Here is an 11,951-nt window from a genome sequence, read left to right as displayed (position 1 = left end):
CTCTCCTTCCGGTGCGGTGGTGCTCAGTTGATCTCGATCAGCCTGCCGCGCAGCCTCGCCAGCGCGCCGCCGTCGATCTCGACGCTGGCCCGCCCGTCGACGGAGATCGACCCGGCGGACTGCGTGAGGCTCCCCGCGCCGGCGTCGATGGAGATCGATCCGGCGGACAGCGTGAGGCTCCCGGTGCCCGCGTCGAGCGCGATGCCTCGCGGGGACAGCTTTATCGAGCTGAGCGGGCCGGTCCCGCCCGCCGAGAACACGGTGATGTCGATCGTCTTCTTGGCATCGTCGAGCCGGATCTCCAACCGGTCGTCCCCGCTGGCCACGCGCACCCCTGGCGGCCCGGTCAGGCCGTCCACCAGTTCCAGCCGATGTCCCTTGCGGGACACCAGGGACCGCCGGTTCACCTTGCCCGCGCTGTCGATCAGCGGGACGTGGTGCGGCGAGGGCGCGTCGACGCCGTTGTAGAGACCGCCGAGCACATACGGCCGGTCGATGCTGCCCTGCTCGAAGCCGACCAGCACCTCGTCGTTGACCTCGGGGCTGAACACCCCGCCGCCCTGACCGCCCCACTGCACCGTGCGCACCCAGTCCGACTCGTACATCTCGTCCAGCCAGGGGAACTTCAGCTTCACCTGGCCGCGTTCGCTCCGGCCGGGCTCCCTGATGTTGGTGACGATCGCGGTGGCGACGCCGGGGAACCGGGGAGCGCGGGCCCGCTGGGTGGCGCCCGCGGTGAGCCCGGCCAGCGTCCGATCCGGTGTGGCGCTGACCAACACCGTGGTCCGGTAGCCGGAGTCGGCGTCGAGCACGTGCTGCACGGCCGACGCGGTGTAGCGACCGGAGAAGTCCGCGCCCGCGTTGCTGAGGGTCACCGGAGTGCCGGCGCGCAGCTGCGGTTCGCCCTCGACCACGGCCTCCAGCTCGCCGACACCGGAACTCATCGACTCGGCCAGCGCCGCCGCCGCCGCGGTCGCCTCCGCGTGCGTGCCGTACGGGGTGCCGGTGACCAGCGCGGTGGCCGGGCCGAACGAGCCCGGCCCGGTCAGGCCGGGCCGCACGGTGCTGCTGGGCGTGCTGGCCCGGTTGGCCACGTTGGCCCACTTGGCGTCCACGTTCCAGCTGCGCACCTGCACCGAGTCCACCTGGTCGACCGCGCTGAGCACCGCGCGCAACGCCATCAGGTTTCTCCCGTACTCCAACACGAACGGACTCGCGGTGGCCGGCGTGCCCGGCGTGGGCGCCCCGGCCGCAGGCGTCTGCGCGATGAAGTCGAGGTGGCCCGTGTCATCCACCCGCACGACCGCGCCGAGCTGGGCTGCCAGGTCCTGGAGGAAGTCCCAGTCCGACACGCCTGCCTGGGTGAGCCCCGGGTAGACGATGGCCGGCGCCTCGACGCGGCCCGTCGCGAGCCCGGCGTTGCCCGCGACCTTGCGGACGATCGCCGCCGCGGTCATGTTCCGGAAGGCGACGACCCGCCTGCCGCGCAGCAGTCGGTGCGCCCGACTCATCGCCCGCACCACCGTGAAGGAACCGGTGCTGTCGATGTCCAGCTCGAGCGACGTCACCTCGCCGAAGAACAGCTGCTTCGCCGCCTGGCCCTCGGAGATCACGACCGACACCTTGAGGGGCAACCCGATGGTGATGCCGGTCTGGGTGAGCAGCTCGTGGTAGGGGTCGCGGAAGGTCAGCGTAGCCTCGCTCGGCAGCCCGACGTTCTCGTCGACGACCGTGCGCACCAGCTGCTCCTGCCAGATCGGCGGCAGCGGTCCGGCGACCGACACGACGGGATCGGCCGTGAACGACCTGGCTTCGCCGCTCATCGCACACCGTCCACAGTGGACGCGGTGGACTCGCCGAACGCCGGGACCAACAGCTCGCTGCCAGGGACCAGCTGCAACGGGTCGTCGATGTCGTTGGCCTCGGCGATCAGCCGCCACGCGGTCGCGTCGCCGTACTCCCGCCAGGCGATCTGCGGCAGGCTGTCGCCGGCCACCACCTGGTGCGTCCTGGACACGTCCCGCGAACCCGAGGTCGGGTTCTGGCCGGACGCGTCGACCGCGGCCTCCTCGATGGCCAGCGAACAGGTCGCCCGCAACGGCGTGCCGTCGACGTCGAACAGCGTGTAGGAGACCGAGAGGCTGGACAGCACGCCGTCGAACGAGGTCGTCTTCGCCTTGCCCCAGTCGAACTGCACCCACGGGCTGGCCGGCTTCTTGCTGCTGATGCTCTTGGCGGTTGGCACGCACGCCTTCATCAGCTGTTCGACCTGTTCCTCCACCGAGTTGTCGTGCTTCGCGGTCGCGTCGAGGAACATCTCGAACGACAGCGACCTCGGGCCGCTGCCGACGAACTCCGGCATGGCGGACGCCCTGGCCATGCGCGATGGCTTGCGCCGCCACTCCGTGGTCTTGGTCAGCGACAACCGGTTGGGGTTGAACTGGAACGTGACCTTGGCAATGGTTGTGCCGGGGCGTGCGCCGACCTTCGACGGCGGCTCCTTGATCAGGAGTTCGGCCCTGGCCAGGCTTCGGCCGAGCGAGGTCACCTGGACTCCTCTCCGATGGTCATGACGAGAGCAGCCCCTCGTGCGCGATCTCCAGCGTCTCGATCGCGGGCTGCGACTGCGCGGGGTCGAAGGACGGCCCCTGCCAGCTCACCGGCACGATCCCGAGCACCTGCCACTTCGCGATCGTGGTCAGATTCGGCTTCAGCGCGACGATCTCGCCGTTCTTGCGCTCGACCTGGCGGATGATCTGGTCCAGCCACCTGGACACCTTCGCGGTGTCCGAGGTGACCGGCCGGGACAGCGTGATGTTGGACCAGGTGATCCGCGACGGCAGCTGGTGCGTGAAGCCGTTGTTGCCGCCCTCGCTGAACTGCTCGATCTCCACCCTGGCCCCGAGTCCGCTACAGGTGTGGAACGCCCCGAGGTCGTTGCCGCCGATGGCGAGACGGAAGAACACGGAGGAGGCGTACAGCTCGGACATGGATGGACTCCCTTCCGCTTCAGTACCGTCGTTCGTGCGATCGACCGGCGCGTGCCCTGTCGTGCCGAAGCTCCGCGCGCAGCATGCGGGTCATCGGCTCGAACAGCCGCCGCGCCAGCTCGTCGATGTCGAGCCCGTCCAGGTCGACCCCTGCCTGCTCCCGTGTCGACGGTTCGGCCTCGGACACCTCGGTTCGCCGCTGCACCACCGTGACGGGGATGTTCGACGGGATCCCGGCCACCCGCAGCAACCGCGCGTCGGCGGCCTGCCGTTGCGGCGCGGCCTGTCGCTGGACGACGGCGGGCTGCGGGGAGGTCGCGGCGGGCGCGTGCGGAGGCGTCGGCCGGCGGATCTCGGTGTGCGGCAGCGGGTCTGCGGGCTTCGGCGGTGCCGGGCGGACCACGCGGACACCGGGTGCGGCCGTGCTCGATCGGCGCGCCTGGACGGCCGTGACCGGGCCGGCGGCGGTGGATATCGGCGGTGCCTGGGTCGCGAGCAGCGGTACGGATCGGTCGGTCGCGCGGTGCGGTAGTGCGGGTCGCCGGGATTCCTGTGCCCCGGCCTGCGGGAGCACGGCAACCGAGATCGGGCCGAGCAGGGTGTGCGACTCCGCCGACCCGGCCGCCGGTGGCACCAGTTGATCCGGCCGCGTCGACGACGGGACTGCCGGCCGGGTGCCGCCGCGGGTTCGGCGGTGCAGCGCGAGATCCGTCGGGGGCGCGATGCCGGAAGCGGGTTTCGTCGCCGGTGCGGTTCCCCGCGCGAGCTGGACGGGGGCGGCGGCGCCCCGCCATCCGGACCTGGGTGGGGCCGGGCGATGGGCGACCGGCCGCGCCGGTGATTCCCGTTGCGCCACAGCGGGAAAGCCGGGAGTCACGGTGCTCTTCGGCGCTGCGTCGGTCGTGCCTGACCGCGCCGGGCTCGGGCCGTCGGGTTCCCTCGGCGTGCCGGTGGCGAGATCACGCGATGCCGGCCGGGCCGGGCTGGCCCCGAGCGTTGGCCGTTGCCGCTCCGGGGCCGGGTGGTGCTGTGGGTGCACGGGCGCTCGTTGCACGAGCGGCGCTCGGACGGCCGAGGGCGGCGCAGGAGCGTCCCGCGTTGCCGGGTCGGCCGGCGATGGGGCGGCACCGAGAATCGGGACCTCGGTGGCCGCGGATCCGGCACGGTCGGTCGACCGGGTCTGGTGCTGTGACTGGGGAGCACCCTGCTGATGGACAGCCCGTGGCGGTGTCGGCGGCAGGCTCGTGCGGGGTTCGCCGACACCGAGCCGCTGCACCGACGGCGTCTGATGACTCGACCGCATGGTGGGCGGCGGCTTCTCCCGTTGCGGGGCGCGGTTCGCGGGCTCGTCCCGCGGCACGGCTGGTGTGTCGGCGGCGCGCTGAACCATCGGCAGCGCGAGCGCGTCAGTTCCGCCGCGCGGCAGCGGACTCGCCGGGTTGGCCGCTGCCGCCGTGGTATTGCCGAGCGGCGGGGCCGGGGCCGGCGAGCCGCCGCCGAGCAGGGGCGCTTCCTGGACAACGGCGTCGGGCGACTCGAGGCCGGCAGGCTCTCGGCTCGTCGGGGCGCTTGGCATGGGGAGCGGGTCCGGTGCCTCGGCGACGTGCGCCATGGCCCGTGCCACCGGATCGGCCGCGTCCTGCGGCGTGATCCTCGGCGCACCAGTGGCTCGGTGCGTTGGCGTGTCCGACGGCCCTGGTGCCTGCGTCTGCGCACCGGAGATGCTGGTTCGGCCAGTCGTGGCCTCGCCGAGGCGCGGCACTGCGGGACCATCGTCGGCGGGAACGGCACGGGACTCCGTGGCTCGCGGCGTCGACCGAGGCGCGACGTCCGGGGGAGCCGGCTGCCGCGCCGCCTGCTGGGGTGCCGCCTGCTGGGGTGCCGCCTGCTGGGGTGCCGAGACGGCCGTTCTCCGTGCTACGACCGGAGAATCCGGCATCGACGCGCGATGCCCGGTGTCGGCGGGTCGAGGCGCTGCCGCCTGGTCGCTGCCCGTCGGGATCACGGGTGCCGTGCCGAGCAGCGGTACCGCCGAGCCCCGGTCGTCGCCCGGATCCGGTCCGACGGACCGCTGCACGACCGGCTTCCCACCGGAATATGTCCACTGTGGACTGTCGGATTCGACGGTGGGTGACACGAGACGCGCGGTCGGCGGCAGGCTCGTGAGGGGTTCGCCGACCCCGAGCCGCTGCACCGAGGGAACCGTGCCCGCGCTGGCCGGCTTCGCTGCGGGAGCCCGCTCGACGACGAGTGCCGTGCGCGCCTCGGGTTCGTCCTGGCTTCGCCGTGCTGGCTCGACGAGAGGCGCGACCGGACCGGTGATCTCCTTGGCGGGTGCGGGTTCCTCGGCCCGGCGCGCCCGTGCTCGGGCCATCGGAATCCGGCGAACCGGGGGCAGGCCGATGCGCCGCCCCGGAACGGCCGGTGCGGCCGCCGGCAGCGGATCCGTGGAATCGGCGGGCGGCTGTTCGCCGGCCGTCGCCCTGGCGACCAGGGGCAGTTCGTCGGCCGTCGACGAGGGCACGGGCCGCGCGAGACCCCGTGCCACCCCGGCAGGCGCGTCCGAGGCGAAGCGGTGGCCCAGTTGTCCGGTGAGCGACGGGTTTCGCCAGGAGGCCAGCGTGCCGCGAAAGGCGTCGCCGTCCCCGAGCGTCTCGGGGATTCGCTGGATCACCCTGGGCATCGGGGCGGCCCGCAGCCAACCGTCGGCCGGGGCCGTGGCCGACGGCCGGGGCGCGTCGTCCGGCCGGCGCTGCACCTGCCGCCGGAACAGCCTCTGCCACAACCCCACCGTGTTCACCCGCTCTCGTTCACCCGAGTGTTGATGCCCGCGATCTCCCGCACCCAGCGTCGCCGCTCCTGGTGATCGAGATCGAGGATCTCCGACCGGGTCCAGTGGAAGTGGTATGCGATGTACGCGATCTCCTCGTGCAGTCGGTCGACCGCGTACGTCACGATTCCCCCAGGCGGCCACCGGCGATGTCGACCTCGAAGGACGTGCCGCAGGTCGGGCACTCGACCTCGGCGCGGGTGTGCCCCTCGCTGTTGATCCGCCGGTAGAAGTCCTGGAGGAACGCGATGTCGGTGGCGTACATCTGCTCGACCAGACCCGAGTGGATGTCGGTGATGGTCCCCAGCTTGGTAATCACCTGGCTGAGCAGGACAACGCTGAGGTACGCCGGATTCTCCCTGACCCGAACGTCGATCTGCGGGCGCAGCTCGTCCCGCGCGGTCGCCAGGCGCATCCGGCCGTGTCGGTGCAGGGTCCCGTCCGAGTGCAGGTATCCGCGCGGCAGCTCGAAGTCGAACTCCGTGCGCAGGTCCGCCCGCTCGCCTCGGCCGGCCGGTTCGGCCGGCCGCACGGCGGGCTCGGTGGACTGCGCGAGTTCGTCGAGGTCCCCGATGGAGACGATCCGCCGCCTCATTCGACCTCGATCCGCTCGAACGTGATCGTCGCCTTCTCCTCGGCGCCGGCCGACTGGCCCGCGGTCAGGTTCGGCCCCTCCCACTTGCTCACCCACGCGTCGAACAGCTGCATCCGGCGGACCACGTCGCCCTTGGGGTCCATGATCTCGATGGTCAGGTTCTGCCGCGCGCTGTCCACGTCCCCGTCGAACAGGGTCTTCTTGATCCAGTCGCTGAACTCGGGGCTCTTGTCCATGCCACGGGTGATGGTGACCTCGCCGCCCTTGTGGCTGCCGGGCTGCTTCTTGTTCATCGCCTTGCCCTGCGCGCTCACCTGCATGTTCTCGACCACGTCCTGCTCGACCACGAGCCCGCTGATCTCCTTGACGGACTCCACGGTGATCCCGCCAAGCTGCACGCCGAACCTATGCGTGGCAAGAGTGTCGCCCTGCGCCATGACCTGCTACCGCCTTTCGAAATGGACTGCCGGGTGTCACTCGCTGATCAGGCTGGTGCTGTCGGAGAACTGGGCCAACCGGAAGATCACGAACTCGGCCGGCTTGACCGGCGCGATGCCGATCTCGCACACCACCTGACCGAGGTCGATGGACTCCTGCGGGTTGTTCTCCCTGTCGCACTTGACGTAGTAGGCCTCCTCGGCCGTGCGGCCGAACAGCGCGCCCCGCCGCCACTCCTCGTTGAGGAAAGCGCTGATGTTGCGACGAATGCTGGACCACAGCCGGTCGTCGTTCGGCTCGAACACCACCCACTGGGTGCCGACCAGGATCGACTCCTCGAGGTAGTTGAACAGGCGGCGCACGTTGAGGTACCGCCACGCCGGGTCGGAGGTCAGCGTGCGGGCGCCCCAGATTCGGATGCCGCGGCCGGCGAACGACCGAACGCAGTTGACGCCGATCGGGTTGAGCAGGTCCTGTTCTCCCTTGCTCAGCGCCAGTTCCAGGTCGACCGCGCCCCGGATGACCTCGTTGGCCGGCGCCTTGTGCACGCCACGCTCGGCGTCGCTGCGCGCCCACACGCCCGCGATGTGCCCGCTCGGCGGCACCAGCCTGTTTCGGCCGCTCGGCGGGTCGAACACGCTGATCCACGGGTAGTAGAGCGTGGCGTAGCGGGAGTCGTAGCCTGCCTCGTCCATCCGCCAGGCCCGCACCTGCTGCGCGTTCAGTCCGGGTGGCGCGTCCAGCACGGCGACCCGGTCGCCCAGCTGCTCGCAGTGCGAGATCACCGCGAGCTGGACCGTGCGGACGGCCTCCGCGTCGATCACGCCGCGCTGGTAGGCGCTCATCAGGTCGGGCACCGAGACCATGGTGATCTCGTCGATCGCCTCAAGGCCGCCGAAACCGGTGCGGTCGGCGAGCTGGCCGACGTACTCGCCAGCGTTGATGACGGCCGGGGTGTTCGGCGTCGGCGTCGGGGCCGGCACGGTGACGGTCTGCTTGTCCGGCCGGGTCAGCGGGGTCTCCGGCTGCGCGGTGACCTGGATCAGCTTGGAGCGCTCGGTCACCTGCGTGACGACGTAGCTCCTGACGTTCTTCCTGGTGGACACGTCGTAGCTCTCGACGACCTTGCCGCCCTGGCTGACCAGCAGCCGGAACCGGTCCTCCGGCGGGTTCTCGCCGTCGACGTCGGCGACCTCGACGGTCAGGTCGGAGTCGGCCGCCGGCAGCGCCGCGATCCGCAGCTCGCCCAACGAGACCGGCGTCGACGTCGTCTGCTGTGGCTGGTCCTTCGCGGCCGATCCGCTGGCCGATCCGCCGACCCGCACCACGTACGCGCTGCCGCCGCCGTTCGCGAAGTATCCGTAGACGGCGTGCGCGAGGTAGCCGTCCTCGTAGAACCCGCCGAAGGCGCGGACGTACTGGTCCCAGCTGGTGACCAGGGTCGGTTGGTGGAACGGTCCCTGCCCGGCGAAGCCGACGAAGGCGGCGACGGCCGTGCCGACTCCCTCGATGGGCCGCGCCCCGCTCTGGACCTCCTCCACGTACACGCCTGGCGAGAGATACGACGGCATGCTGCGCTCCTTCGTCTGCCCGGATGCTCTCCGCCAAGCGTGGTCGCCCGGGTCGCGGCACGGCAGACTCCGCCGACCCAGGACGGGGGCAGCCCGGCTGCCTCTCCGGCCACCGGGCGCCGGGGCCTCCCGCTGCACCCCGGTCTGCCCCGGGACACCTTCCGTCACACCGGTGTTGTCGGTAACTGTGCGGTGAGGACATCCGAGGAGGAACGGCATGCACGAGCATAACTATCCACAAAGGACGAACGAATTCAGCAAGGCCGCGAAGCCGGTCCCGCCGTCCCGCCGCAGCCGGAGTGCCGCGGATCTCGCCGCGCTGCAACGAACCGTCGGCAACGCGGCCGTGTCCAGGCTCGTCGACGAGGCGCGCCAGGGGGTGCAGCGGTCGTCGGTCGACGAGGTGCTCGCGGGTTCCGGTCAGCCGCTTGGCGAGCCGGTGCGGCAGGAGATGGAAGCCAGGCTCGACGCGGACTTCTCCGACGTGCGGGTGCACACCGGCGACGCCGCGCAGCGGTCGGCGGCGGAGCTCGGCGCCCGCGCCTACACCGCAGGCTCGCATGTGGTCCTCGGCGACGGCGGGGCGGACCGGCACACCTTGGCCCACGAGCTGACCCACGTGATCCAGCAGCGGTCCGGCCCGGTCTCGGGCGCCGACAACGGGACCGGCCTTCGGGTGTCCGACCCGTCCGACCGGTTCGAGCGCGCCGCCGAGGCCAACGCCACGCGCGCGCTGGCCGGCCCGACGCCGGCCAAGGACACGGAGACGGAGACGGAGACGGAGGAGTAGGTCGCGCGGCGCTACGAAGCCGTGGCGCCGCCGGAGGCGCCGAACTCCTCCGCCCGCACCAACCGCCCGAGCTTGCGGTACTCCTGGTGCACCGAGGCGATCACGTCCGCCATCGTCACCGCCTCGCCCGCCGCCGCGGCCAGATAGGCGGCGGTCACCGCGCAGGACCGAATGGACCCGCCGGCCAGCTCGAAACGCTCGGCGCAGAAACCGAGATCGAGGTCGTCCGCGCGGGGCAGCGCCGCCCCGAGGCAGCGGTCCCACAGCACCAGCCGCTGCGCCCGGTCGGGCACCGGGAAGTCCGCGATGACGTCCAACCGCCGGGTGAACGCGTCGTCGAGGTTCGCCCGCAGGTTGGTGGTCAGCACCGCGATCCCGTCGAAGGACTCCATGCGCTGCAACAGGTACGCCGACTCGATGTTGGCGTACCTGTCCTGCGCGTCCTGCACCGAGGACCGCTTGCCGAAGATCGCGTCGGCCTCGTCGAACAGCAGAACCCCGTTGACCCCAACGGCTTCGGAGAAGATCCGCTCCAGGTTCTTCTCGGTCTCCCCGACGTACTTGTCCACCACGGTGGACAGGTCGACGACGTAGAGGTCCATGCCGAGCTCGGCGGCGATCACCTCGGCCGCCATGGTCTTGCCGGTGCCGGACTCGCCGGCGAACAGCGCGGTGACGCCGAGCCCTCGCCCGCCGCCTGGTCGCATCCGCCACCGGCCGAGCACGGTGTCCCGGTGCCGCGCCCTGGTCACCACGTCGGCCAGGGTGCGCCGTGTCTGGTCCGGCAGCACCAGGTCCGGCCAGCCGACCGACGGCGCGATGCGCCTGGCCAGCCGTTCGAGGCCGGTTCCGTTGTGCGTCAACGCACCCGCGCGCAGGTCGTCCAGCCGCACCGGCCGGCCCTCGGCTCGCGCGTGCTGGCCGGCGAGCCGCGCGGCGGCGCGGATCTGCCGGGAGTCGAGCCGGTAGGTGGTGAGCACCTCGGCGAACGCCGACTCCGGCACCCGATGCCCCTGGCCGGCCAGCGCGCCACGCCACTGCCCGGCGCGCTCGGCCGCGTCGACCGGCTCGGCCGGCACCGACAGCGGAACCTGGTGCGCCCACTGGGGATCCCAGGTGCGCCGGCCGTACACGACCAGCGGGACGTGGTCGGCGAGCGCGCCGACGGCCCGCAGCAGCCCGGCGCGCTCCGGCCGGTCGGGGTCCAGCTCCTCCACGGGGCCGAGCACGATCCCGGCGCGCCGCAGCCGTGCCTCCCGCAGCAGCTCGGCCAGCGCGTCGAGCGGTTCCTGGTGTCCGGCAAGGACTCTCGTGGTCACGACGAGCGCGGCGCGGCCGAGCGCGGCGAACGTGTCGTCCCCGAACTCCGGCCAGCCGGGTCCGTCGTGCCGCAGGTACACCGGGGACACGCCGACCCGCAGCGCCGCCGACACGGCGGGGTACGGCCGGCCGTCGGCCACGCGCGCCGCGAGCTCCGCCAGGCTCCGGTCCGGCTCGTCGTGGCCGAGCAGGTGCGCGAGCACCCGGTCCGGCACGTGCAGCACGCGGGACAGCGACGGCCGGTCCCGCTCGCGGACCTCGACCAGTCCGCCGGCCACCAGCGGCGCGTCCGGCGCGAACCGGAACCGCCACGGCCCGGTCGCGGCGAGGCCGTGCAGGTCCAGCGCCAGCCGGACGGTGGCGCGGCGCTGCGTCACGTCGTCGTTGAGGTAGCCGTAGAGCCGTTCGAACCTGGTGTCCAGGTCGGGAGCCATGGCCACCAACAGGAACGCCACGTCCAGCGCGTCGATACCGAACGCCTCGGCGACCAGGGACAGCCGCGAGCCCTCCGCAGGGGGCTCGTCCCTCGGCCGGGCGACGCCGTTCGCCGGGGCGCGCAGGATGCGCAGCGCCGCGTCGTGGCTCAGGTGCAGCCCCCGGAACGGATCGTCGGGGTCGGGGTCGACGGCCCGCCGCGCCGCCACCGCGTCCCGCACCAGCTCCCACACGCGAGCCACCCCGGCGAGCAGGTCGTCGACGCCCGGCGGGTCGGCCGTCGTCGTCACAGGCGCCCCCGCCGTCGCCGCCCGGCCCCCGGCGGCGGTTTCGGCCGCGTCGGCGCCAGGCCGGTGCCCTGCGCGGTGGTCGGCCCCTCGTACCGCAGCCGCCGCCCGTCCTCGTCGGTCCCGCCGACGCGCACGACCATGCCCTCGGTGACCGGCGGCCCGGCCGGCTCGCGGTTGCCCTGGAGCGGGGCGATCACCCGCAGGCCGATCGAGGGCTTGAGCTGTCCGCCGAGCCCGGACCACAGGTCCGTCGCCGCGTTGCCGTCGGGGACCGCGCCTCCCGCGTCGACCAGCACGGCCAGGCCCAGCTCGGCGAGCGATCCGGTGAGCCAGTCCGTCTGTAGCGTGTCGTGCCGGGACACGCCCCGCAGCACCTCCGAGAGCAGCCGGTGCTCGTCGATCGGCCGGGTGGTCCACGCGCTCACCAGGTAGGAGAGCTGGTACCACAGCGGCGGCTCCTGCCAGCCGACGACCGTGCCGTCGCCGTCGTGCTCCTCCTGCGTGCCGGTGCGCCGCCGGGTCAGGTCCTCGCGCAGGTCGTAGAGGAACACGTTCACGGTCGGCGCGTTGCGCTTGGCGGCCCAGTCCTTGGTCGGGGCGTCGAAGACGAGTTCCACGCCGTCGCCGGGCAGGCCCTCCTCGGCGAGCAGCAGCCGCAGCCCCTCGTCCACCTCGTGGATCACCGATGCCTC

General features: G+C 72.4%; 11 protein-coding genes. 1 reads left to right on the top strand and 10 read right to left on the bottom strand.

The window, feature by feature from the left end:
• Positions 1-23: 23 nt before the first annotated feature.
• Genes F0L68_RS24235 through F0L68_RS24205 form a run of 8 tightly spaced genes read right to left on the bottom strand, consistent with a single transcriptional unit; the run spans position 24 to position 8,424 of the window.
• A complete protein-coding gene (locus F0L68_RS24235) occupies positions 24-1,823 on the bottom strand; it encodes a VgrG-related protein (RefSeq protein WP_149852068.1) in 1,800 nt (599 codons plus the stop codon).
• On the bottom strand, positions 1,820-2,548 hold the full coding sequence (locus F0L68_RS24230; protein WP_149852066.1) for a CIS tube protein: 729 nt from the start codon (positions 2,546-2,548) through the stop codon (positions 1,820-1,822). Before F0L68_RS24230 ends, F0L68_RS24235 begins: the two co-directional genes overlap by 4 nt.
• Before the next feature lie 19 nt (positions 2,549-2,567).
• A complete protein-coding gene (locus F0L68_RS24225; RefSeq protein ID WP_149852064.1) occupies positions 2,568-2,990 on the bottom strand; it encodes a phage tail protein in 423 nt (140 codons plus the stop codon).
• Between the two features lie 19 nt (positions 2,991-3,009).
• Positions 3,010-5,781, bottom strand: a complete 2,772-nt coding sequence (locus F0L68_RS24220) for a hypothetical protein (protein WP_149852063.1) — start codon at positions 5,779-5,781, stop codon at positions 3,010-3,012.
• Between the two features lie 5 nt (positions 5,782-5,786).
• Entirely contained in the window at positions 5,787-5,945 is a 159-nt protein-coding gene (locus tag F0L68_RS42610; protein WP_188316786.1) for a DUF6760 family protein, read from the bottom strand.
• A complete protein-coding gene (locus tag F0L68_RS24215; protein WP_149852062.1) occupies positions 5,942-6,415 on the bottom strand; it encodes a hypothetical protein in 474 nt (157 codons plus the stop codon). Before F0L68_RS24215 ends, F0L68_RS42610 begins: the two co-directional genes overlap by 4 nt.
• The gene (locus F0L68_RS24210) at positions 6,412-6,852 is read right to left on the bottom strand and encodes a phage tail protein (RefSeq protein WP_149852061.1); all 441 of its coding nucleotides are present in this window, start codon (positions 6,850-6,852) and stop codon (positions 6,412-6,414) included. The genes F0L68_RS24215 and F0L68_RS24210 overlap by 4 nt, the downstream gene beginning before the upstream one ends.
• Positions 6,853-6,888: 36 nt before the next feature.
• Positions 6,889-8,424, bottom strand: coding sequence for a phage tail sheath family protein (locus F0L68_RS24205; RefSeq protein WP_149852059.1), 1,536 nt, complete (start codon positions 8,422-8,424; stop codon positions 6,889-6,891).
• 217 nt (positions 8,425-8,641) lie between these two features.
• On the opposite strand from F0L68_RS24205, the gene F0L68_RS24200 reads away from it, so the two are divergent.
• Complete coding sequence (locus F0L68_RS24200; protein ID WP_149852058.1) at positions 8,642-9,214, top strand: eCIS core domain-containing protein; 573 nt, start codon at positions 8,642-8,644, stop codon at positions 9,212-9,214.
• Between the two features lie 11 nt (positions 9,215-9,225).
• Here F0L68_RS24200 and F0L68_RS24195 read toward each other — a convergent pair whose 3' ends face one another.
• Positions 9,226-11,259 carry an AAA family ATPase gene (locus tag F0L68_RS24195; RefSeq protein ID WP_149852057.1) on the bottom strand — a complete coding sequence of 678 codons (2,034 nt, stop codon included), beginning with the start codon at positions 11,257-11,259 and terminating at the stop codon, positions 9,226-9,228.
• On the bottom strand, positions 11,256-11,942 hold the full coding sequence (locus F0L68_RS24190; protein ID WP_149852055.1) for a Pvc16 family protein: 687 nt from the start codon (positions 11,940-11,942) through the stop codon (positions 11,256-11,258). Before F0L68_RS24190 ends, F0L68_RS24195 begins: the two co-directional genes overlap by 4 nt.
• Positions 11,943-11,951 lie beyond the last annotated feature (9 nt).

It is taken from the genome of Solihabitans fulvus, from assembly GCF_008386585.1.
GTDB classification, from domain to species: Bacteria; Actinomycetota; Actinomycetes; order Mycobacteriales; family Pseudonocardiaceae; genus Solihabitans; species Solihabitans fulvus.
The sequence above is the reverse complement of the archived record's forward strand: the minus strand, read 5'-3'. Positions and strand labels throughout refer to the sequence as shown.